Annotated in this window: 19 protein-coding genes and 2 tRNA genes; 14 read left to right on the top strand and 7 right to left on the bottom strand. The window is 40.1% G+C overall.

Annotated elements, in window-relative coordinates; genetic code table 11:
* Positions 1–2: 2 nt before the first annotated feature.
* The 11 genes from DUT68_RS13210 (at position 3) to DUT68_RS13160 (ending at position 14,953) form a co-directional block, all read left to right on the top strand.
* The gene (locus DUT68_RS13210; RefSeq protein ID WP_113638685.1) at positions 3–1,652 is read left to right on the top strand and encodes a RagB/SusD family nutrient uptake outer membrane protein; all 1,650 of its coding nucleotides are present in this window, start codon (positions 3–5) and stop codon (positions 1,650–1,652) included.
* 28 nt (positions 1,653–1,680) lie between these two features.
* Positions 1,681–2,703 (top strand): IPT/TIG domain-containing protein, encoded by a 1,023-nt coding sequence (locus DUT68_RS13205; RefSeq protein ID WP_113638684.1) that lies wholly within the window; start codon positions 1,681–1,683, stop codon positions 2,701–2,703.
* Between the two features lie 106 nt (positions 2,704–2,809).
* Positions 2,810–3,820 carry a phosphoglyceromutase gene (locus DUT68_RS13200; protein WP_198659596.1) on the top strand — a complete coding sequence of 337 codons (1,011 nt, stop codon included), beginning with the start codon at positions 2,810–2,812 and terminating at the stop codon, positions 3,818–3,820.
* 11 nt (positions 3,821–3,831) lie between these two features.
* Positions 3,832–4,956: a glycoside hydrolase family 26 protein gene (locus tag DUT68_RS13195; protein WP_113638683.1), complete on the top strand. Its 1,125-nt coding sequence runs from the start codon at positions 3,832–3,834 to the stop codon at positions 4,954–4,956.
* Complete coding sequence (locus tag DUT68_RS13190) at positions 4,953–6,779, top strand: sodium:solute symporter family protein (RefSeq protein WP_113638682.1); 1,827 nt, start codon at positions 4,953–4,955, stop codon at positions 6,777–6,779. Before DUT68_RS13195 ends, DUT68_RS13190 begins: the two co-directional genes overlap by 4 nt.
* 3 nt (positions 6,780–6,782) lie before the next feature.
* On the top strand, positions 6,783–8,003 hold the full coding sequence (locus DUT68_RS13185) for a glycoside hydrolase family 130 protein (RefSeq protein ID WP_113638681.1): 1,221 nt from the start codon (positions 6,783–6,785) through the stop codon (positions 8,001–8,003).
* A gap of 1 nt (position 8,004) precedes the next feature.
* Entirely contained in the window at positions 8,005–9,198 is a 1,194-nt protein-coding gene (locus tag DUT68_RS13180; protein ID WP_113638680.1) for an AGE family epimerase/isomerase, read from the top strand.
* A gap of 122 nt (positions 9,199–9,320) precedes the next feature.
* Positions 9,321–10,382: an NAD(P)-dependent alcohol dehydrogenase gene (locus tag DUT68_RS13175; RefSeq protein WP_113638679.1), complete on the top strand. Its 1,062-nt coding sequence runs from the start codon at positions 9,321–9,323 to the stop codon at positions 10,380–10,382.
* Positions 10,383–11,158: 776 nt separating this feature from the next.
* Positions 11,159–11,752, top strand: coding sequence for a (2Fe-2S)-binding protein (locus DUT68_RS13170; RefSeq protein ID WP_113638678.1), 594 nt, complete (start codon positions 11,159–11,161; stop codon positions 11,750–11,752).
* Complete coding sequence (locus tag DUT68_RS13165; RefSeq protein WP_113638677.1) at positions 11,749–12,726, top strand: FAD binding domain-containing protein; 978 nt, start codon at positions 11,749–11,751, stop codon at positions 12,724–12,726. The genes DUT68_RS13170 and DUT68_RS13165 overlap by 4 nt, the downstream gene beginning before the upstream one ends.
* 10 nt (positions 12,727–12,736) lie before the next feature.
* Complete coding sequence (locus DUT68_RS13160; protein ID WP_113638676.1) at positions 12,737–14,953, top strand: xanthine dehydrogenase family protein molybdopterin-binding subunit; 2,217 nt, start codon at positions 12,737–12,739, stop codon at positions 14,951–14,953.
* A 176-nt stretch (positions 14,954–15,129) separates the two neighbouring features.
* Here the strand turns inward: DUT68_RS13160 and DUT68_RS13155 are convergent, their stop codons facing one another.
* The 3 genes from DUT68_RS13155 to DUT68_RS13145 form a co-directional block, all read right to left on the bottom strand.
* Positions 15,130–15,435 carry a GIY-YIG nuclease family protein gene (locus DUT68_RS13155; protein ID WP_113638675.1) on the bottom strand — a complete coding sequence of 102 codons (306 nt, stop codon included), beginning with the start codon at positions 15,433–15,435 and terminating at the stop codon, positions 15,130–15,132.
* Between the two features lie 35 nt (positions 15,436–15,470).
* Positions 15,471–15,544, bottom strand: a tRNA-Asn gene (locus DUT68_RS13150).
* A 413-nt stretch (positions 15,545–15,957) separates the two neighbouring features.
* Positions 15,958–16,031: transfer RNA gene (locus DUT68_RS13145), tRNA-Asn, on the bottom strand.
* 257 nt (positions 16,032–16,288) lie between these two features.
* Here DUT68_RS13145 and DUT68_RS13140 point away from each other — a divergent pair.
* Positions 16,289–17,209: a PfkB family carbohydrate kinase gene (locus DUT68_RS13140; protein ID WP_113638674.1), complete on the top strand. Its 921-nt coding sequence runs from the start codon at positions 16,289–16,291 to the stop codon at positions 17,207–17,209.
* A gap of 311 nt (positions 17,210–17,520) precedes the next feature.
* Here DUT68_RS13140 and DUT68_RS13135 read toward each other — a convergent pair whose 3' ends face one another.
* The 4 genes from DUT68_RS13135 to murB all read right to left on the bottom strand — a co-directional run bounded on the left by DUT68_RS13135 (position 17,521) and on the right by murB (position 20,238).
* Positions 17,521–17,754 (bottom strand): cytochrome b5 domain-containing protein, encoded by a 234-nt coding sequence (locus DUT68_RS13135; protein WP_113638673.1) that lies wholly within the window; start codon positions 17,752–17,754, stop codon positions 17,521–17,523.
* On the bottom strand, positions 17,754–18,434 hold the full coding sequence (locus DUT68_RS13130) for a lycopene cyclase domain-containing protein (protein ID WP_113638672.1): 681 nt from the start codon (positions 18,432–18,434) through the stop codon (positions 17,754–17,756). Before DUT68_RS13130 ends, DUT68_RS13135 begins: the two co-directional genes overlap by 1 nt.
* A 119-nt stretch (positions 18,435–18,553) precedes the next feature.
* Positions 18,554–19,069: an RNA polymerase sigma factor gene (locus tag DUT68_RS13125; RefSeq protein ID WP_113638671.1), complete on the bottom strand. Its 516-nt coding sequence runs from the start codon at positions 19,067–19,069 to the stop codon at positions 18,554–18,556.
* A gap of 155 nt (positions 19,070–19,224) precedes the next feature.
* Positions 19,225–20,238, bottom strand: a complete 1,014-nt coding sequence (murB, locus tag DUT68_RS13120) for a UDP-N-acetylmuramate dehydrogenase (RefSeq protein ID WP_113638670.1) — start codon at positions 20,236–20,238, stop codon at positions 19,225–19,227.
* Positions 20,239–20,432: 194 nt separating this feature from the next.
* Between murB and DUT68_RS13115 the strand changes: the two genes are divergently transcribed.
* Both DUT68_RS13115 and DUT68_RS13110 read left to right on the top strand, forming a co-directional pair.
* Positions 20,433–21,074, top strand: a complete 642-nt coding sequence (locus tag DUT68_RS13115; protein ID WP_113638669.1) for a TetR/AcrR family transcriptional regulator — start codon at positions 20,433–20,435, stop codon at positions 21,072–21,074.
* Between the two features lie 6 nt (positions 21,075–21,080).
* Positions 21,081–22,421 (top strand): TolC family protein, encoded by a 1,341-nt coding sequence (locus DUT68_RS13110; RefSeq protein ID WP_113638668.1) that lies wholly within the window; start codon positions 21,081–21,083, stop codon positions 22,419–22,421.
* Positions 22,422–22,432: the final 11 nt, after the last annotated feature.

Here is a 22,432-nt window from a genome sequence, read left to right as displayed (position 1 = left end):
TCATGAAAGCGATTTCAACATATTTTATGGCTTCAATTGTAGGACTGGCTTTATTAAGCACTAGTTCTTGCAAAAAAGCACTCGAAGAAAAACCATTTTCTTTTTACTCACCTGAAAATTTCTACAGAAATGAAAGTGATGCCAAAGCGGCAATAAATGGCGTATATGCCGAGCTTTGGTTTACAGACCTTTTTTATCAACCATTTTGGAACATCACGATGTTAGATGATGACCATGTAGCTGGTGCCGATTGGTTTTTAGGCACCACTGGTGCAGGTAACCCGCAAGGCTACTGGGGAATTGATGGCCCCTGGGTAGGCTGCTATACTATTATTGCCCGGGCAAACACCGTACTGGAAAATGTGGCTAACATTACGGATATAGATCCAGATATTAAGAAAAGGATTTTAGGCGAAGCTTATTTTTTACGTGGCTGGGCTTATTTTCAACTGGTACAGCTTTATGGCGGCGTACCAATTAAACTCAAGTCGTTATCAGCAAATAACCCTGAAACAAATGTACCAAGAGCTACAGTAAAAGAAACTTACGATGTGGTAATTGCAGATTTTAAAGCTGCAGAGCAAAACCTACTTCCTTACGGCAATGCTAAAGCTGGTGAGCCTGGAAGGGTAAACCAAGGAGTGGCTAAAGCATTTTTAGCTAAAACTTATTTAACCATGGCTTCAGGCGCATCTACAGGTAATGTCACCGTACGTGGCGGAACCGATAATGGCTACTACACTTATACCAAAGATGTGGTGAAAGGATTAGAAGGATTGGATGCTAGGGCTTACTACACTCTGGCTAGGGACAAAGCAGCCGAAGTAATCAGCAGCAACCTTTACGCATTAACTGCAAACTGGAAAGACTTGTGGAGCATTGCCGGCAGGAACTCGAAAGAACACATGTGGCAATTGCAATCCCTTGCTGGAAGTGCTTTCATCAACAATTTAAATGCATATTTTTCAGCCCGTTCAACATTTGGCGTAGGCGCTGTATGGACAACCAACAATCACTACAACGATTATGATGTACAGGACAAACGTGTGCTAGATGGCATTACGCACAACTACCAAACCTTACAAGGCACGTACATCTTTTACCCATCATGGCAATCGGCACAATATAAAGTAGTAGGCGGCATTACCTATAACAACTCAGGTACTACTACTGCCGAAAGAGCTTACACCATTAAATTTAGCGGTGTAACCGATCCAACTGTTGTTAGTAGCGACGCATTTTATCCTATGCTTCGCTATGCAGAACTATTTTTAATGTATGCAGAGGCAGAAAATGAAGTTAACGGGCCTACAACCGCAGCTTATAATGCACTGAACACGGTAAGGTTTCGTTCGTTTCCAACTACTGGAACACCAGCGGCACCCGTTCCTGAGGCTTACGCTCCAGCTGGCATGACGCCCGAGCAATTCCGTAGCTACGTACTAGCGGAAAGAGCTAGAGAATTTAACTTGGAAGGAGTTAGGCGCTTTGATTTAATGCGTTGGGGAGTTTATCTTCAAGTAATGAATAAAATTGGCACGGGACAAAACAACATTTCCAAAGTACGTCAGCAGAAGAATTTATTACTTCCTATTCCATTAAACGAACTGAATTCAAATACTGCCATCAAAGGCAACAACTTTGGTTGGTAATTCATCAAACATTTAAATATTGATTGATATGAGAATGATAAACAAAAACATTGGAGTTGGCTTAGTAATGCTAGCGACATTGATTCTCGGAGCTTGCAAAAAAGATAGCTCGGAAAACACCGCTCCGCCTACCTTAAGTGCAGTAACTACACTCAACGAAAGGGGAACCCCACTGCAATCCATCGGTTATGGCGAGTGGATTATCATTAAAGGAACCAATTTGAGTACTACCTCAAAGGTTGATTTTAACGGTACTTTAGCAGCCGATTCGCTCACCTACTCGGAAGACAACAGCATTACGGTGAAAATACCTGCTAACCTTACCGATCCGATCAACAACCCGATCACGGTGACAACCAAGTACGGCACCGCTACCTTGAATTTCCAGATCAAACAACCAGGCCCGCAAATCACTGATTTTAGTCCAGGCGCAGGCAACGTTGATGACGAAATTACCATCGACGGCAATTACTTTAAGGGTATTACAGGCGTTACCATTAACGGCGTTGCAGCTACCATTGTATCTAGCACACAAACGCAGGTGAAAATAAAAGTTCCTGCTGGCGGAACTTATGGCCAAGTGGTAATTACTACCTCTGTAGGTTCGGTAACAGCTACCAAAACTTTCGGCTTAAAACATACCATATTTGATGACGCATTGAGAAATTCGTGGACAAACACTTCTTACTCATTTACTTCTTTAGATTTAGCTAGCACAACAAATGCACGCCGAGGCACAACTGCCATTAACGTAGTACATAAAGCTTTTTCCGCAGTGCGATTTAGGTTAGTAGCCAAATTTGCTACTGCAGGTTATAGCATGGTAAAAATTTCGATGTTTGGAGGCCCAGGTACACAGGGCAAGAAAGTGAGAATATCCGTTACGCCAACAGCAGGCACATACGATTTGGTATTGAACGAAGGCAAATGGACTGATTATCAAGTTCCATTCATCAACATCGGAAATCCTGCGACAATCGAGTACCTTACTTTCCAAGAATTTAGTGGTTTTGCATCGCAGATATTTATCGACGATGTTGGATTCTATTAATAACCAAATTGAGTAATTCGTGAATTTTAATCGGTTTATAAATCTTAGTTTACTTGTTTTGTTTCTGGCCATTACCCAAAGTTTTGGCCAGAAAACTAAGAACGTGGTGATCATTACATTTGATGGTTACCGCTGGAAAGAACTGTTCAATGGCGCAGATTCAAGCCATCTTTTCGGAAAAAAATTCACCTCTCAAGACTCCACTTGGAGAGTAAAAAAATACTGGGCAAAAACTGCGGAAGAAAGACGAGCTAAGCTGATGCCGTTTTTCTGGAGTACGATTGCCAGTAATGGGCAGATTTATGGAAACAGGAACTATGGCAACCAAGTTGATGTAAGTAATAAATTTTGGTTCTCCTACCCTGGCTACAACGAAATATTTACCGGTTACCCCGATACGTTAATCAATTCCAATTCACATCCGGCCAACCACAACGTTAATGTGTTGGAGTTTTTACACCAATTGCCCGCCTTCAAAGGGAAAGTAGCCACTTATACTTCATGGGATACTTTTAGTAAAATCCTTAATCAAGAGCGAGCAGGATTTCCCATTAATGCTGGATACACCAATGTAAAAGGCGAGCAGCTTAGCGATGTACAGCAAATGCTTAATGACCTGCAATGGTGGCTTCCTAAGGATTACGGAATGGGCGAAAGACACGATGCGATCACTTATGCATTGGCTAAGGAACATGTGAAGTTACACCATCCACGAGTGTTGCAGATTAGCTTTATTGAAACAGATGCTTTAGCGCACTCGGGCAAATACGATTTTTATTTAGATGCGGCCAATTACAACGATAGGATGATTGCCGATTTATGGAGTTACATGCAGAAAGATCCGTTTTATAAAGATCAAACTACTTTTATCATTACGGAAGATCATGGTAGGGGAAACGAAGACAGTTGGCAACACCATTACTACACCGTACCGCATTCTAACGAAATTTTCCTTGCCGTGATGGGGCCAGATACCCAGGCAATGGGTGAAATCAAAACCAAAGGTCAATTGTATCAAAACCAGCTAGCGCAAACCATAGCGGCTTTTTTAGGTGTTAAATTTGAAAATGGCCATACTATTGGCAAGCCAATTACCTCCGTCCTATCTAAGCCTTAAGCCGAAACTTTATGAAGCATATCTTATCTCTTTCCTTCATCTTTTGTTTATTCACACTAAAAGCTGACGCACAACAGCTCAGCAATCCTAATGCCACCGCCTTAACCAAAGCGCTGTATCAAAACTTGCATCAGCTCAGTAAAAATTATACGCTTTTTGGGCATCAGGATGATTTAGCTTACGGCGTAGGCTGGAAATACATTCCAAATAAAAGCGATATTAAAGATGTGGTAAATGATTACCCCGCAGTTTATGGATGGGATATCAGTAAAATTGAGCACAATGCCGCCAACAATATTGATGGTGTTCCATTTAACAAAATGCGCAAATATATCATTGATGGCTATCAGCGTGGCGCTGTAATTACCATCAGCTGGCATTTTGATAATCCACTCACAGGCGGCTCATCTTGGGATACTACCCGCAATACAGTTAAATCTATTTTGCCTGGCGGCGAAAAACATGCACTTTTTAAAACGTGGTTGGATAGAGCTGCAACTTTTCTTCACAGCTTAAAAGGTAGTAAAGGTGAAGCCATTCCTGTTTTATTCAGGCCCTTCCACGAACTTACCGGCAACTGGTTTTGGTGGGGAAGTCATGCTACCACACCTGAGCAAATGAAGCAAATTTGGCAGTTCACCGCCGATTACCTGAGGAAGACTAAAAAACTAAATCAGCTAATTTTGGTGTATAATACCAACGACTTTAAAACAGAAGCTGATTTTTTACGAAGCTATCCCGGAGATGATTATGTGGATGTGCTAAGCTTTGACACCTATCAATTCGACTTGGCCAAAAAGCAGGATTTCATCAACGAGATTAAACGACAATCAGCCATTGTAACCAAGCTTGCTGCAGAGAAGAAAAAGTTAGCAGCTTTTGCCGAAACAGGCTTCGAAAACCTACCCGACCCTGATTGGTGGACTGGAACCTTATGGCCCGCAATTAAAGATTACCGATTGTCTTATGTATTAGTTTGGCGCAATGCTGGATACATGCCATCAACCCAAAAAATGCACTACTACGCTCCGCACAAAGGTCAAGCCTCTGAAAAGGATTTTGTAAAATTCTACCAAAACAAAAAAATACTATTTGAGAAAAACTTAAGCAGCAAAAAAATATACCAAACTAAATGAACTTACACTTTTTAGATATCGCCATTTTGGTCATGTACCTCATTACCATGGTAATGATTGGTTTTTACATGAAAAATAAGGCCAAGCAAGACAAAGAAAGCTACCTCATGGGTGGCAAAAAGTTACCCTGGTATATGCTTGGTTTAAGCGATGCCAGTGATATGTTCGATATCAGCGGAACCATGTGGATGGTAGCCTTATGCTTCGTTTACGGTTTCAAAAGCATTTGGATTCCTTGGCTGTGGCCTGTGTTTAATCAGGTTTTTATGATGATGTTCCTTTCCAAGTGGCTACGAAGATCCAATGCAACTACAGGTGCCGAGTGGCTCAAAACCAGGTTTGGGCTTACCGGCAAAGGTGTAAATGGTTCTCATGCTATCGTTATTGCATTTGCCTTAATTAGTTGCCTAGGATTTTTGGCCTACGGCTTTATTGGCTTGGGAAAATTTATTGAAGTATTTGTGCCTTGGGATCATGTGAAAGCATATATCCCATTTGATGTGCCCATTAAGTATGTACCCCATTTCTACGGTATCATATTTACATTATTCGCCATGTTTTATTCCATTATTGGCGGCATGCACAGCATAGTTTTGGGCGATGTAATCAAATATGCCATCATGACTTTGGCCTGCATTGCCATTGGCGTAATTGCAGTACAGCATTTGCAAACGCAAACCCTCAATGTTCCAAAGGGCTGGAACAACCCATTCTTTAGCTGGAAATTAGATTTGGATTGGAGCGCAATCGCAGCTGATGCCAATAAGAAAATAGCCGAGGATGGGTTCAGTCTGTTCGGAGTGTTTTTCATGATGATGTTGCTAAAAGGTGTTTTTGCTTCACTTGCGGGTCCAGCACCAAATTACGATATGCAAAAAATATTGAGTACTCGTAGTCCGAAAGAGGCTAGTAAAATGACTGGTTTCGTCAGCATTGTGCTGTTGCCCATCCGCTACTCTATGGTAACCGGACTAACCGTATTAGCACTACTCTACTACAATCAGCTTTACTTAAAAGGCCCTGATGGCGTTACGGATTTTGAACGCATATTGCCGGCTACCATCAATAACTTTTTACCAATTGGTGTGTTGGGCTTGGTACTTACTGGCTTGCTAGGTGCTTTTATGGGAACTTTCAGCGGCACTTTAAATGCTGCTCAAGCCTATATCGTTAACGATATTTATCTTAAATACATCAATCCCGAAGCTCCCACTAAAAAAATCATTTCCATGAATTACATTGTTGGTGTTGTGGTAGTAGCTGCTGGCATAGGGTTTGGCTTTTTAACAAAGGATGTCAACAATATTTTGCAATGGATTGTGGGCGGACTTTATGGCGGTTACGTAGCTGCAAACTGCTTAAAATGGTATTGGTGGCGCTTTAACGCCCATGGATTTTTCTGGGGAATGACGGTTGGCGTTGGCGCAGCGTTGTTAATGCCTTACGTTACTACTGGTCTTCCTTTGTATTGGTGGCCGCTACTTTTTGCTTTATCATTAGCGGGCTGCTTAATTGGCACTTACACTGCGCCAGCAACCGATACCGCAGTCCTTAAATCATTTTATGCCACAGTAAAACCTTGGGGCTTTTGGCAACCCATACATCAACTAGTTGCAAAAGAAAACCCATCATTTAAAGCAAACAAAAACTTTAAACTGGATATGTTCAACGTGGCACTTGGCATTATCGCACAGTTGTGCTTAACCATACTACCCATGTACCTAATTACGGGCATGTACTCGCCTTTATGGCTTACACTACTTATCCTAGCCGTTATTGTAACTATTTTAAAAAGAACCTGGTGGAATAGATTAGAAGATTAGATTATGACAGTAAATTTCAAACAACGCATCTCTGCAATGCTCAAAGCACAAGAGGAACTACAAACAACAACCAACACGCCTTTAGATGAAACTAACGGGGTGTATCATCGTTACAAAAATCCCGTATTAACGGCAAAACATATTCCTTTAAATTGGCGCTACGATTTTAATCCGGCAAGCAATCCATATCTTATCGAGAGATTTGGCATCAACGCTATTCTTAATCCGGGTGCAATTAAATGGAACGGAAAATACATTTTAATGGCCAGAGTAGAAGGAATAGACCGTAAATCGTTCTTCGCCATTGCAGAAAGTCCAAACGGAATCGACAACTTTAAGTTTTGGGATTATCCTGTGGTAATGCCAGAAACCGATGTGCCTGATACTAATGTTTACGACATCAGGTTGGTAGCGCATGAAGACGGATGGATTTACGGTTTATTTTGTACCGAAAGAAGAGATCCTAGCGCTAGTGAGGGTGACCAATCGGCAGCAATTGCGCAATGTGGTATTGCCCGCACTAAGGATTTACTTCACTGGGAGCGCCTAGCTGATTTGAAAACCAAGTCTCCACAACAACGCAACGTGGTGCTGCATCCCGAATTTGTAAACGGCAAGTATGCATTTTATACCCGCCCACAAGATAGTTTTATTGAAGCTGGCAAAGGCGGAGGCATTGGTTTTGGTTTATCGGATACTATTGAAAATGCTGAAGTAAATGAAGAATTGGTGATAGATAAAAAACTTTACCACACTGTTTACGAAGCTAAAAATGGCCAAGGCCCCGCTCCTATTAAAACCGATAAAGGCTGGTTACATTTGGCCCACGGCGTTAGAAATACCGCAGCTGGGTTACGTTATGTGCTTTACATGTTTTTAACCGATTTAAATGATTTAACCAAAGTGACCCACAAACCCGCTGGTTATTTTATTGCTCCTGAGGGTGATGAAAGAATTGGTGACGTGTCCAACGTGGTATTTAGCAATGGATGGATTGCTGATGAAGATGGAACGGTGTACATTTATTATGCATCGTCAGATACACGTATCCACGTAGCAACAAGTTCAATTGAGCAATTGCTCGACTATGTTTTGAATAATCCAGCTGATGGATTACGCTCAGCAAAAACTGTCGATACGATTATCAGTATTATCGACAACAATAAAAAATTAGTAGAACAAAATAAGACAGTACATTTGAACGGCCATTCGGTGCCCTATTAAGATGCAGGAGCTTCATACACTTCAATCTGAATTAACAACAGAACTTAACTCCATACTGGATTGGTGGTCAGCTCATACTGTTGACCATCAATTAGGTGGCTTTTACGGAAAAGTCGACAACCAGAATGAAGCTTTTGAAGCACCAAAAGGACTGGTTTTAAATGCCAGAATTCTTTATACTTTTTCTTCGGCCTATTTATTGAATCATCAACCAAAGTATTTGGCTGTAGCAACAAGAGCTTATCATTATCTAGTGGATTTTTTTCATGATAAGGACTTTGGCGGATTTTATTGGTCGTTAACGCCAGAAGGTAAACCCAAGGAAACCAAGAAACAGGTATACGGGCAAGCATTTTGCATTTATGCTTTAACTGAGTTTTACAAGGCAAGCAACCATATTGCGGCACTACAATTAGCAGAACAAACTTATCTTTTACTAGAGCTTCATAGTTACGATGAAATTTTCACAGGGTATATTGAGGCTCATAACAGGAATTGGCAAACTATTGATGATTTAAGACTGAGCGAAAAAGACCAGAACGATAAAAAATCGATGAATACGCATTTGCATGTTATTGAAGCTTATGCCAATCTCTACACCGTTTCTACGAACGCAACAGTAAAACCAGCCATCAAAAAATTACTTTTCAATTTTAAAAAACACATCATTTGTCGAGAAACTGGCCACTTGCAGTTATTTTTCGATATGGATTGGAAAGTAAAATCTTCCCTAGTTTCCTACGGTCATGATATTGAAGCAGCTTGGCTATTGCTAGAAGCGGCAGAAGTAATTGGAGATGAACACGAAATAGAAACATTTCGATCTTTGGCTTTGACAATGACTAACGCCGCAGCTCGTGGCATACAAAACAATGGAGGTTTAATTTACGAGCTTGATACTTCCAACAATCATTTAATTGAAGAATATCATTGGTGGCCTCAGGCTGAAGCAATGGTTGGTTTCTTTAATGCTTGGCAGATAAATAAAGATCAACACACACTACAAAAGGTGATAAACATTTGGGCATTCGTTAAAAACCATATCAAGGATACTAAAAACGGCGAATGGTTTTGGGGAGTTGACAAGACTTTAATGGTAATGGACAACGAAGACAAAGCTGGGTTTTGGAAGTGTCCCTATCACAACGGCAGAGCTTGTATTGAATTGATCAAGAGGATACAGCAGCTTAGCTAACAGTTCCTTTCGCACCTACATCGCCTCAGCTCCCTTAAATCTTTCAAAAAAATGACCCAATTTTTGCTTTGGCAACAACATCTAACATCTTACTTTGTTGTACCAAAACAAAAATAATAATTATGCAAACAACAACCGTTAAAGCTTTCGGCACACCATCACCGGAAGCAGATTTAGCTCCAATAAGCATCAACCGAAGGGCGGTTTTGCCAAAAGATGTAGAAATAGACATTTTGTACTGCGGAGTTTGCCACTCTGATTTACATACGGCTAGAAACGACTGGGGAGGCTCTGTTTATCCAGCAGTACCAGGCCATGAAATTGTAGGTAAGGTAACCGCAGTAGGTAGCGATGTCACCAAATTTAAAGTAGGCGATTTAGCAGCAGTTGGCTGTATTGTTGATTCTTGCAGAACTTGCAACAGCTGTAAACAAGATTTAGAACAATATTGCTTGAATGGATTCACTGGCACTTATAATGGTCAAGATTTGCACTTAGGTGGCCAAACTTTTGGTGGTTATTCTGAAAAAGTAGTGGTAGACGAGCATTATGTATTATCAGTGCCGCAAAATTTAGATTTAGCTGCTGTTGCTCCGTTGCTTTGCGCAGGTGTAACTACTTGGTCGCCGTTAAAACATTGGAACGTAAAAGAAGGCAGCAAAGTTGCCGTAGTTGGTTTGGGTGGCTTAGGGCACATGGCTATTAAATTAGCGAAAGGTTTAGGTGCCGACGTTACTTTGTTTTCTAGAACGCCCGATAAAGCTGACGATGCAAAGGAGCTAGGTGCTGATCATGTAGTTATTTCTACCGACAAAGCACAAATGAAAGCCGTAGCTGGGGAGTTTGATCTAATCATAGATACTGTGCCGTATGACCACGATGTAAATCCTTACGTTTCTACTCTAAATATCAGTGGAACTTTGGTTTTAGTAGGTTATTTAGGCGCATTGGAAAACATGCTAAATACTGTTCCAATGATTTTGGGTCGCAAATCTGTTGCGGGTTCAGTAATTGGCGGCATAGCCGAAACACAGGAAATGTTGGATTTCTGTGGCGAAAAAGGAATCGTTTCTGAAATCGAAATTATTAAAATGCAGGATATCAATACGGCATACCAGCGCATGCTTAAAAGCGATGTGCGCTACCGCTTTGTGATTGACATGGCATCTTTAAAAAACAGCTAGTTTTAATTTATTGCCGTCGGTTAAAACCGACGGCAATAAAATGGATTGCGCAAAACACCGGACCGCTCAAAAAAGAACTCTTTAGATTTGCAACCTAATAAAAAGGTTAAAACCGACGGCAATAAAATTAATTGCGCAAAACCCTGGGCCGCTCAAAAAAGAACTCCACAGATTTGAATCTAATCAAAAACTATCCTAGCCCTCGGCTTTAGCCGGGGGATAAAATAAACTTTAGCCAAAAATAAACTAACCGACAACCATTGTATCCCTAAAACCGACGGCAATAAAATTAATTGCACAAAGCCCTGTGCCGCTTGGGCTCGAAAAAGAACTCTACAGATTTGAACCTAATCAAATACTATTTTAGCCCTCGGCTTTAGCCGGGGGGATAAAATAAACGACCAGAAAATGGCTTTAGCCAAAATAAATTAACCGGTAACAATTGTATCCCTAACACCGAAGGCAATAAAATTAATTGCACAAACCCCTGTGCCGCTTGGACTCAAAAAAGAACTCCACAGATTTGAACTTAATCAAAACTATTCTAGCCCTCGGCTTCAGCCGGGGGATAAAATAAACGACCCAAAAAAGGCTTTAGCCAAAATAAACTAACCGATACGATTGTAACCCTATCTGTATCCGTTTAATTACACAACCAGAATCAAAGGTTGTTGACTTATTTTTCTTACTTTTATTTAGGGATTGCAAAACGCTTTACCTCAACAAACGAAACAATTCACTAATTAATCCGTTGCCTTAAACGATAACCGTCTTTTATGAAGCAGGAGTACAATTTTTCTCGCAGGTTTTTCCTTAAAACCTCTTCGGCACTTGGTGCACTAGCTTTTATCCCCAGAGGAGTAAAAGCATTTTACGAAGATGTCAAAAACTACATCATCCCAACAAAAGAACAAATCCCTTTAAAGGTTTCCATCAATAAAAAAAGCTACGCCATCAAGGCGGATACACGTACTACCCTACTGGATCTACTTCGTGAAGATTTAAACCTAACCGGAGCAAAAAAAGGTTGTGATCACGGCCAGTGTGGTGCATGTACCGTTCATATAGACGGACAGCGTGTATTAAGCTGCCTAACCTTAGCCGCTACCTTACCTGGAAAAGAAGTTACCACCATTGAGGGCCTAGCCAACGGTGATCAGCTGCATCCCATGCAGGAAGCCTTTATCCAATGCGATGGCTTCCAATGCGGTTACTGCACACCGGGGCAAATCATGTCGGCAGTAGCTTGCGTAAACGAAGGCCACACCAAGTCTGTAGCTGAAATTAAAGAATTTATGAGCGGCAATTTATGTCGTTGCGGTGCATATAACGGAATTGTAGAATCTATTCAAAAAGTAGCTGCACAATGAGACCATTTTTATTTTCCAAATCAACTGCGGCAAATCAAGCCATAGCGAAGAAAAAAAGTAATACCCAATTTATTGCGGGCGGCACTAATTTGGTCGATTTGATGAAAAAGCACATTGCCAATCCAGATAACTTGGTAGATATTTCATCGGCTTTGCCTAATAAAGTAGAAAACACGGCACAAGGCGTAAGCATTGGTGCAATGATGCGCAATAGCGCTACCGCAACCGACCCTACCATATTAGCTAAATTTCCGTTAGTTTCAAAAGCTATTTTAGCCGGAGCATCTCCACAAATACGTAACATGGCCTCAATGGGGGGCAACCTACTTCAACGTACTCGTTGTCCGTATTTTTATGATGTAACTACGCCCTGCAACAAGCGTCAACCGGGTTCTGGCTGCAGTGCAATAAGCGGCGAAAATAGAATGAGTGCTGTAGTTGGGCACAGTCCGCAATGTATCGCGGTTCACCCATCAGATTTATGTGTAGCACTAGCTGCTTTGGACGCAACGGTAAAAGTAATGGACAAATCCAACAAAACGCAAAGTATCGCTTTCAAGGATTTTCATCGCTTGCCGGATAATAATCCCGAAAAAGATAACAACTTACCAGCGGATGCGCTGATCCAATCCATAAATTTAAGCAATAATAATTTCGCAAAAAATTGTAGCTATGTGAAGCTTCGCGATAGAGACAGTTATGCTTTTGCGCTAATTTCGGTAGCGGCAGCTTTAAACCTAAACGGCAATAAAATTATTGAAGCCCGACTAGCCTCCGGAGGTGTAGCACACAAACCTTGGCGCTGGCTAGAAGCAGAGCAATTTTTAAAGGGTAAAGAAGCTACTATTGCAAACTTTGAGGCCGCAGCAAATATCGCCACTAAAGGCTTAAAACCACAAATGCATAATGCTTTCAAAATCCCGATGTTAAAAGGAGCAATTGAAACCGCATTAAAACAATGTTTAAATCCATAATACAAAAGTGATGGGATTTTTTGACGAACCATTTGATTTCAATATCGCAGCCGAAGGTAGAGTAGAAGGCATTGCAAAAGTAACTGGCGCTGGGAAGTATTCAGCAGAATATAAAGTTGAAGGACTTTGCCATGCCGTACTGGTAGGCAGTACCATTGCCGCGGGCACGATAAAAAGTATTAATGTAGCTAACGCGAAGCAAGTTGCCGGTGTAATTGATATCATTACCCATTTAAATAAACCTTTGGTGCCAGGCTTGGCAGATGAGGCCAAAATAAAGGAAGCTCGCTTGGGTTTTGCCGTTTTTCATACTGATAAGATTTATTTCAAGGGACAGCCAATTGCCTTGGTGGTAGCAGAAACCTTCGAAGATGCAACTTATGCAGCATCTTTAATTACCGCTACTTACGAAAAAACGGAGGCGAAAGTAGATTTTAAGGAAGCAAGCAACGCCATTCCTTTAACTTCTGCCGGTAAAGATCGTGGAAATTTGAGTGCTTTGGATAGCGCAGTACAAGTTGTGGAGCAAGAATACAATATCAAAGCAGAAGTACACAATCCGATGGAAATGCATGCCACTATTGCTGAGTGGAAAGCGCCAGATAAGTTGAAATTATTTGATAAAAACCAGGGAGTAAATAATGTACAGCGTACTTTTTCAAAACTGTTTGCCATCCCTGTGGATAATATTGAAGTTATCAGCGAGTTTGTTGGCGGAGGTTTTGGCTCTGGACTAAGAGTTTGGCCGCATACTTTGGCCTGCATAATGGCCGCTAAACAGCTTAACAGACCAGTAAAACTGATGCTAACCAGACCACAGATGTTTTATTCGGTGGGTTACCGACCTGCGGCTTGGCAAAAAATTAAACTTGCCGCTAACTCAGATGGGAAGTTCATCGGAATGCATCATCAGGCTAAAAATGGAACTTCTGTTTACGAGAATTTCAACGAAGGAATTACTCGCGTAGCTCGATTGATTTACAATTTTGAGAACTTAAAAACTGAAGCAGCTACGGTTCCTTTAAATTTATCAACCCCTACATGGATGCGAGGTCCAGGCGACTGTACTGGAGATTTTGCGATAGAAAGCGCTATTGACGAGTTGAGCTACAAACTGAATATCGATCCTGTAGCACTAAGAATCAAAAATTTAGCCTTGGATAAAAATCCCGAAAGCGGCTTACCTTGGTCAACCAACTACATCAATGAGTGTATTGAAAAAGGTGCCTCAATGATTAATTGGAGCAATAGAAAATCAACACCATCGCAGTTAAAAGAAGGCGACTGGAGTGTTGGTTATGGCATGGCTGTTGGCGCTTGGAATGCTGGAAGAGGAACAGCAAGTGCCGCGATACAAATGCAAAGAGATGGTTCCATCACGGTGCAAACTGCAATGACTGATATTGGTACCGGAACCGGGATCTCCATGCAAAATATAGCTCATGAGCGTACTGGAATTGCTAAAAATAAAATAAAAATTGAATTGGGAAATTCCAACCTACCCCCTGCTCCCAGTCAGGGCGGCAGCAACGGATTATCCTCTATTGGTGGCGCTGTGGTATCCGCTACTGAAATGCTAAAATCAAAATTAGCTGAGTATGCGGCCTCACAAAACGATGCTTACAAAGGTGCTGCAGTAAATGATATTTTACTATCAGATACAGGCATCTCACTTAAAAATGCCAATAATCTATTTATATCTTATGCCTCAATCTGGGACAAGAATAAGTTAGATATTTTAGAGGTAGAAGCGAGTTCTGGTCCGGGTGCTGAAAGACAGAAATATGCTTTTTGTTCTTCCGCAGCCCACTTTTGCAAAGTGAAAGTGAATGTGAAAACCGGAAAAGTAAAACTGGAACGCATGGTAACAGTTGCAGATGGCGGCAAAATCATCAGCGAAAAAGCTGCGGCCAACCAAATGTCTGGAGCAGCAGTTGGCGGTATTGGCATGGCTTTAATGGAGGAGCAACTTGTCGACGAAAAACTTGATAGTTTAGTAGCTAATGATTTCGCTGGTTATCACTTCCCGGTAAATGCAGATGCGCCAATTATCGAGGTTGCATTTATCAATAAGCCCGATCCAAACATCAACCCCCAAGGCTCAAAGGGATTGGGAGAAGTGGGTATCATCGGTACAGCCGCAGCAATTGCCAATGCCATTTACAACGCTACAGGAAAACGATTAAGAGATTTGCCTATCACTCCCGACAAGGTGCTATTAGCTTAAAAATACAAAACTTACGAAGTCGTGTAGATTTCGTAAGTTTCTCAAAAAGCTATCTGCTAAGAAGATATGCAGATGCAAAATGTCATCAAACAAAAAAGCCCCACGGACTGTGAGGCTCTTGCTCCCGAAGCTGGGCTTTCCAATAATCGGAATCATACTTCCCAGCGAACCTTTGATTATTCCCGAATATACGGGACTCTAACAAGCTGAGCGAACTCACCGCTAAAATCATCGCCTGCAATTAATTTCTCGATCAGCTTCCTGCTCTTTTGCCGTTTAATGAAACGCTCAATGCGCAAAGCTTCCGACTTATTATCGCCACAGCTAAACACAGCCTTAAGTAACCACGGTCTATGCTTGGAAGTAAACGTATGGTAGATGCTAGTGTTGTGCTCCAACAACCTCTTTTCGTAGTCGGAAGTGTAGCCAACGTAATAGATATCGGAAACCTCCGACCAAAGTATGTAGATGTAAAATGTCATCAAACAAAAAAGCCCCACGGACTGTGAGGCTTTTGCTCCCGAAGCTGGGCTCGAACCAGCGACCCTCTGATTAACAGTCAGATGCTCTAACCAGCTGAGCTATTCGGGAATATTTTTTTTATTATCAATAAACCTTAAACCAAAAATCCTTTGGCTCAACCCTTTTTGCTCCCTCTAATTAATCCCGTAAGTACGGGACTCTAACCAGCTGAGCTATTCGGGAATATTTTTTTTATTATCAATAAACCTTAAACCAAAAATCCTTTGGCTCAACCCTTTTTGCTCCCTCTAATTAATCCCGTAAGTACGGGACTCTAACCAGCTGAGCTATTCGGGAATATTTTTTTTATTATCAATAAACCTTAAACCAAAAATCCTTTGGCTCAACCCTTTTTGCTCCCTCTAATTAATCCCGTAAGTACGGGACTCTAACCAGCTGAGCTATTCGGGAATATTCCTTTAACGGAAATATTGGCTATTAACTTTTCAAATAAAAAGCCTTACTAACATGTAAGGCTCTTGCTCCCGAAGCTGGGCTCGAACCAGCGACCCTCTGATTAACAGTCAGATGCTCTAACCAGCTGAGCTATTCGGGAATATATTTTAAATGGTTATCATTAAACTTTACACCAAAATCCTTTGGCTCGCTCTCTTCGCACCCCCTGATTAATCCCGTAAGTACGGGACTCTAACCAGCTGAGCTAAGAAGGAGTGCTGGCTTTCCCTAAACGCGGCAAATGTTAGTTTTCACTAAAACACCCTTGTTCGTTTTGGGAATGCAATATTAGGGCTTTTAAATTATTTATGCAATATTTGTAGCGAAAAAAAAGATAAAAAATATAACAATTTACATATGAGCCTGATAATCATAGGTACTGTGGCTTTTGATGCCATAGAAACTCCTTTTGGAAAAACAGATAAAATTGTAGGTGGCGCAGCTACGTTTGCTAGTTTGGCAGCTTCCTACCTTTACAACAAAACAAAAATTGTTGCCGTTGTGGGCGATGATTTCAAAAAAGAAGACATTCAAAAACTTAACCAGCACGGTGTAGATACCGAAGGTTTACAAGTTAAAGAAGGCGAGAAATCTTTCTTTTGGAGCGGCAAATACCACAACGACATGAATAGTCGTGATACGCTAATTACGGAATTGAACGTATTGGAGAACTTCGATCCCATTATTCCCGACAGCTACCAAGATTGCGAATATTTAATGTTAGGCAACCTAACCCCTGCCATACAACAAACCGTAATTAAACGCCTTAAAAACAGGCCTAAGCTAATTGTAATGGACACCATGAATTTTTGGATGGACATTATGATGGATGATTTGTTAGAAACCATCAAAATGGTAGACGTACTAACCATTAACGATTCTGAAGCCCGTCAACTTTCTGGCGAATACTCCCTGGTAAAGGCAGCAAACAAAATTTTAACCATGGGTCCAAAATACCTGATCATCAAAAAAGGTGAACACGGTGCTTTGTTATTCCACGAAGACAAAATTTTCTCTGCGCCTGCACTTCCTTTGGCAGATGTTTTTGATCCAACTGGCGCTGGCGATACTTTTGCTGGCGGATTTATTGGCTACCTAGCTAAAGTTGGCACCATCAATTTTAACAACATGAAAAATGCGCTAATTTATGGCTCCGCGTTGGCATCGTTCTGCGTTGAAAAATTTGGAACAGAGCGCTTATTGGAACTAAGCCAAGAAGAAATCAGCAGCCGACTGCAACAATTTGTGAATTTAAGCAGCTTTGAGATTGCACAATAATTCTTGAAGCGCAGTAATTCTTCTACTATATAAGGATAGTCCCGTTTTACGCTTTATCCCGATGTAAAATCGGGATGCTCGCTACAACCGGGGCTATTTTTGTATGGTCGTTGCAAAAAACAACCACTCTAAAAAATCACTGCAATTATTTACGTAAGCTTCTACTAACCCGAGTTCTCCAATTAATTCATTGCTAATTAGCTTTTCAAAACTGATACTAATCCCTAATGTTCGGATCGGGCTCAGTGAACTATAAAATATGGTATATTATTGTAAATCAAATAAATAATAATCCAACTCAGGTTACTAATTTATTGCAACACTCCTACAGCTTCAAATTTTTCAAAAACCATTTCGGTGTGTGGCGCATCAGCCAGTTCCTCGGTTAAATCCTGACCGGCCCAATGCTCATAATGCTTACCATTTCGCCACAACCTGCTGTCAGTAACATCATAAATCATCCCTTTATAAGCTACCCAAATTTGAGGCTTGTCTTGGCCGTTACGTAATGCTAGCTGCGATTTGGTATAAATTGGAAGTTCCATTATCGCTTAGCAGCCCTCGCTTTAAAAAACTCAAACATATATACACTTACCAGGAACATCGCTAAAAACATAAAACATTGCTCCACTGGAATTTTAAACAAATACATATCAGACAATTGATTGCTAGCGATTTTAAGTGTACCGTTGTTAAATAGAATGCCGTAGATCACAAGCAGCGGAATCAACATTACAGCAAAAGCCCGATAGGCCCAATACATGAACCTAATTTTGCCTACATATTCGATTAATAGCAATACCAAAACCAACATAGCAAACGTAACCATGGTAAACCATTTAGGATAAGCGAAAAATAAAAAAGCGATGCTCAATCCTATAAGCAAGTTACTTAACGCCAAACTATATTTTTGTAAATCATTTTTGGGGAAAACTTGGTTAAGGTAAAGGTACACCGCAATTCCCCCAAAACTTAAACTAAAATTAAGCAGATACTGCTCAATGGGCAGCTCATTAATTAAAACGTCAACAGTTTTATTCACATCAAAAAGCACAACGCCAATCATGCTAAGTACTGCCGCCGTAGCCGAAAATAATATGGTGGCAATTAAACTTGCGCCTAAAGCAGGCTTTAAATTAGCATTGTTAAAAATCTTTTTAACAACTTGCAATCCTAAGGGCTTAAGCAAAAAAGCTAGCGACAACGCTAAAAATAAAAACTTCATGATACTGATTTAATACGCAAAAGTATCATTTATTAATTTTAATCCCTTTAAAGTTTCTTTACAAAGTAAAAGCCCCAACTTTTGGTAGGGGCTTCACTATATATATTAGAAATTTAAACTTATCCTCTGTCGGCACCGTAGTTTTTAAGGTACTTTTTCAGCTGACCTCTAGCTACGTGGATACGTGTTTTAACCGTACCAATTGGAATATTTAACTCTTCAGCAATTTCATGGTATTTAAAGCCCTCAAAATATTTAATAAATGGAACATAGTACTCTGGGGCAAGAGATTCAAGCGCTTTGTTGATATCTTTTAGCACAAATTTGCTTTCTACGGCATTGTTAGTTGCGCTATAATGTAAGTTAGCATAAGTAATGTCTTCGCTTTGCGTAATTAAGGCATTAGTTTTAACCAATCTTCTGTAGTTATTGATAAACGTATTACGCATGATGGTGAATAACCACCCTTTTAAATTTGTACCTTCTTTGAATTTACTATAATATGTTACGGCCTTGAGCATGGTATCCTGCACCAAATCATTCGCATCCTCCATATCTTTAGTAAAATTTAAGGCAAATGATTTCAATGAGGTAGAATAATCGTTAAGTTGTTCGTTAAATTGCAGCTGTGTCATATTCTTATTCTTAGTTTTTAGTTAATAAAAGAACAGATGCTAGATGGGCGGCAACTGTCATAGTTATGTAACACATCACAACTATGATACCAAAAACTAGAATTTATAAAACCTATTTGTATTTAAGGATTAAAAAGTACTTCCTACAGCTATAATTAAATGATATTAACTTCTCGCTCTAGTAAAACACCAAATTTTTGCTGTACAGTATTGATGATAGTTTCCGAAAATCTGTACACCTCCTGTCCTGTTGCACCACCATGATTTACCAAAACTAAAGCCTGATTTTTCCAAGTACCGGTATTACCTTCCACCATTCCTTTAAAACCACAGGCTTCTATCAACCAGCCTGCTGCTAATTTTACCCTACCATCAGCCGCCGGATAGTGCGGCATGTCTGGAAATTGCGACACCAATTGTTCAAAAACCGTTTGATCAATAATGGGATTCTTGAAAAAGCTTCCCGCATTCCCAATTGTACTTGGATCAGGTAGTTTGCTTACCCTAATGGCAGCAACTACTTCAGAAATATCCGCAATTGTAGGCTCACTTATTCCTCTTTTTTCTAACTCGGCGTTAATTGCACCATAATGTGTTTGTACATTAGGTTTTTTAGATAACCGATAAGTAACTGATGTAACAATGAACTTCCCTTTAAGTTTCCCTTTAAAAACACTCTCCCTGTAAGCAAACTCACAATCAGCTTTAGTAAAAGTTCTAATCTCACCAGTTGCTATTTCAAATGCTGTACAACTTTCAAAAATATCTTTTACCTCTACACCGTAGGCCCCAATATTTTGGATAGGTGAAGCACCAACGGTACCAGGAATTAGCGTTAAGTTTTCCATACCAGCGTAACCTTTAGCTACACAATACTTTACCAGTACATCCCAAACTTCACCTGCTCCAGCAGTAACCAATACATCATCGCCCCGCTCTTCTACATTAATCCCTTTAATGCCAACTTTAAGTACCAAGCCTTCGTAATCTTTGATAAAAAGCATGTTACTACCTCCACCAAGCACTAGCAACTTATTTGCTTTTACGATGTCGCTTGCAAAAACAGTTGCCAAATCCTTTTCAGATAAAATCTCCGCAAAAAATTTAGCGTTAACGCTTATTCCAAAAGTATTTAAGTTTTTTAATGGCTGATTTGTAGTAAACGGCATAACATAAGTTTTGTGCAAATGTAACAATGATTTACCACATTAAATTAGATGAGCCAACATGATATCAACCGCAGGTAAAACTATTTTGTCTGCCAAATGTAATTTACCTTGAAAACAAAAAATTTAGCTATGGAAACTTTTTGATTAAAAAAAGTTTCCATAGTTTTGTAGCGAATTTTGAAAAGGAGTAAGAATTGGAAATTAAAGATTATATCATAGACGGGGCGGACAAACTTTTTTGCCAATACGGTTTTAAAAGTGTGACGATGGATGATATTGCAAAAAACCTGGGCGTATCTAAGAAAACCATTTATCAAAATTTTAAAGATAAAAATGAGTTGATCAACATCCTGATAAGAGACAGAATTGTGAACCAGGATTTACAGATGAACAAGTGCGTGGTGGAATCGGAAAATGCTGTTCAGGAAGTTTTTATTGGCATGCAGGATATGGATTTCTTTTTAGCAACAATGAACCCCATGCTATTTTACGATTTACAAAAGTATCATCAGGAAGCTTGGTTAAACTTCATCGCCTTTAAGGAAAAAGAAATTGGTAAAACGGTAGCCCAAAACCTACAACGCGGCATTGCCGAAGGGTTGTACAGACAAGAGCTTAATGTGGAGATTGTAACTAGGATGAGGTTGAATCAAATAGATACCATTTTCACCCAAAATAATTTATATGATACCACCAAGTACAGCTTGGCTAACATTATGGTAGAAATAACTCGTCATTTTTTGTTTGGAATATGTAACAATGAAGGGCTAAAACTTATCCATAAATACGATCAAGAGTTAAAAGAACAAGAAAATCACCCAAAAAATAATAATTAATCAACTATGTTTAGAATAAAGACGGCAAAACTGTTATTTCTGCTAACTTTTAGCATTAGTTTGCCAAGCCTAACCTTCGCACAACAAGCAATTACGCTAAAGGAGGCTTTAAAATATGCATTAGAAAATAATACAAATGCTAAAAAAGCTGTGCTTGAGATGGACAAGGGGAAATTCAAAACGCAGGAAGTTAGGGCACAGGCTTTACCACAACTTAACGGAACAGTGGGCTTAACTTACAATGCCATCATCGGGCAACAAGTGGTAGATTTCGGCGGACAGCTACAAACTTTGCGCTTTGGCCAAACTTGGAACTCCAACGCTGGCGTACAGTTATCACAACAGTTGTTTAACCAACAAGTGTTTACCGGTTTGCAAGCAGCCAGATCTAGCGAAGCTTATTACAGATTAAATGCACAACTAACGCAAGAGCAGGTAATTGAGCAAGTAGCAAACAATTACTATCAAGTATTGGTAAATAGGCAACAGCTGAATGTGATTGACACCAACATCAAAAACGTGAAGGTGGTAGAGCGCATTATTGCAAACCAATATAAAAATGGTTTGGCTAAAAAGATAGATGTAGATCGTATCAATGTTAATTTAACCAACTTAAATACCCAAAGAGAACAAGCGGCTAATGCCATCACTATGTTGGAAAACATGCTGAAGCTGTCAATGGGTATGCCTATCAACACGCCAATCACCTTGCCTCCTACTGAGTTGACAGATGTTAATCAAAATCCAGTATTGGCAGATACAATTAGTTTGGCTAACCGCACAGAAATTAAATTGATGGATGTACAAAAGAAATTGCTTGACCTACAGCGCAAAGCCTATGTATCGGAATACTATCCTACCTTGGCGCTTAATGCAAACTATAACTACAGCAGTCAGGCTAACGGCTTCGATTTCCTTAAATCCAACTCCAGAGCAATTGGCTTCGATGCTTCGGCAATAGGCTTAACTTTACGCATTCCTATTTTCAATGGATTTTTAACTCGCTCAAAAGTTCGCCAGGCTGATGTTGAAATTAAGCAATATGAGTTTGACCGTAAAGAGATGACCAATGCTTTAAATATGGCTTATGAAAATGCTAAAATTCAATTGAGAAATAGCATTAACACGATAGTTGCTCAAAAGAAAAATGCAGAATTGGCACAGGAAATTTATCAGAGCACACAAAACAATTACAATAACGGCTTGGCTTCTTTAACTGATTTATTAGATACTGAAAACGCTTTAACCCAAGCGCAAAATAGCTATACACAAGCCTTGTTAAATTACAAAGTAGCTGAAATACAGCTTATCAAATCAAAAGGAGATATTAAAACCTTAGCTCAATAAACCAAAATAGA

The organism is Pedobacter zeaxanthinifaciens (assembly GCF_003313335.1).
Lineage (GTDB): Bacteria > Bacteroidota > Bacteroidia > Sphingobacteriales > Sphingobacteriaceae > Pedobacter > Pedobacter zeaxanthinifaciens.
This window is presented reverse-complemented; position numbering and strand designations above follow the sequence as displayed.

Coding starts and splice junctions, on each gene's coding strand:
- DUT68_RS13210 (WP_113638685.1), top strand. CDS start 3: ATGAAAGCGATTTCAACATATTTTATGGCTTCAATTGTAGGACTGGCT.
- DUT68_RS13205 (WP_113638684.1), top strand. CDS start 1,681: ATGAGAATGATAAACAAAAACATTGGAGTTGGCTTAGTAATGCTAGCG.
- DUT68_RS13195 (WP_113638683.1), top strand. CDS start 3,832: ATGAAGCATATCTTATCTCTTTCCTTCATCTTTTGTTTATTCACACTA.
- DUT68_RS13190 (WP_113638682.1), top strand. CDS start 4,953: ATGAACTTACACTTTTTAGATATCGCCATTTTGGTCATGTACCTCATT.
- DUT68_RS13185 (WP_113638681.1), top strand. CDS start 6,783: ATGACAGTAAATTTCAAACAACGCATCTCTGCAATGCTCAAAGCACAA.
- DUT68_RS13180 (WP_113638680.1), top strand. CDS start 8,005: ATGCAGGAGCTTCATACACTTCAATCTGAATTAACAACAGAACTTAAC.
- DUT68_RS13175 (WP_113638679.1), top strand. CDS start 9,321: ATGCAAACAACAACCGTTAAAGCTTTCGGCACACCATCACCGGAAGCA.
- DUT68_RS13170 (WP_113638678.1), top strand. CDS start 11,159: ATGAAGCAGGAGTACAATTTTTCTCGCAGGTTTTTCCTTAAAACCTCT.
- DUT68_RS13165 (WP_113638677.1), top strand. CDS start 11,749: ATGAGACCATTTTTATTTTCCAAATCAACTGCGGCAAATCAAGCCATA.
- DUT68_RS13160 (WP_113638676.1), top strand. CDS start 12,737: ATGGGATTTTTTGACGAACCATTTGATTTCAATATCGCAGCCGAAGGT.
- DUT68_RS13155 (WP_113638675.1), bottom strand. CDS start 15,435: ATGACATTTTACATCTACATACTTTGGTCGGAGGTTTCCGATATCTAT.
- DUT68_RS13140 (WP_113638674.1), top strand. CDS start 16,289: ATGAGCCTGATAATCATAGGTACTGTGGCTTTTGATGCCATAGAAACT.
- DUT68_RS13135 (WP_113638673.1), bottom strand. CDS start 17,754: ATGGAACTTCCAATTTATACCAAATCGCAGCTAGCATTACGTAACGGC.
- DUT68_RS13130 (WP_113638672.1), bottom strand. CDS start 18,434: ATGAAGTTTTTATTTTTAGCGTTGTCGCTAGCTTTTTTGCTTAAGCCC.
- DUT68_RS13125 (WP_113638671.1), bottom strand. CDS start 19,069: ATGACACAGCTGCAATTTAACGAACAACTTAACGATTATTCTACCTCA.
- murB (WP_113638670.1), bottom strand. CDS start 20,238: ATGCCGTTTACTACAAATCAGCCATTAAAAAACTTAAATACTTTTGGA.
- DUT68_RS13110 (WP_113638668.1), top strand. CDS start 21,081: ATGTTTAGAATAAAGACGGCAAAACTGTTATTTCTGCTAACTTTTAGC.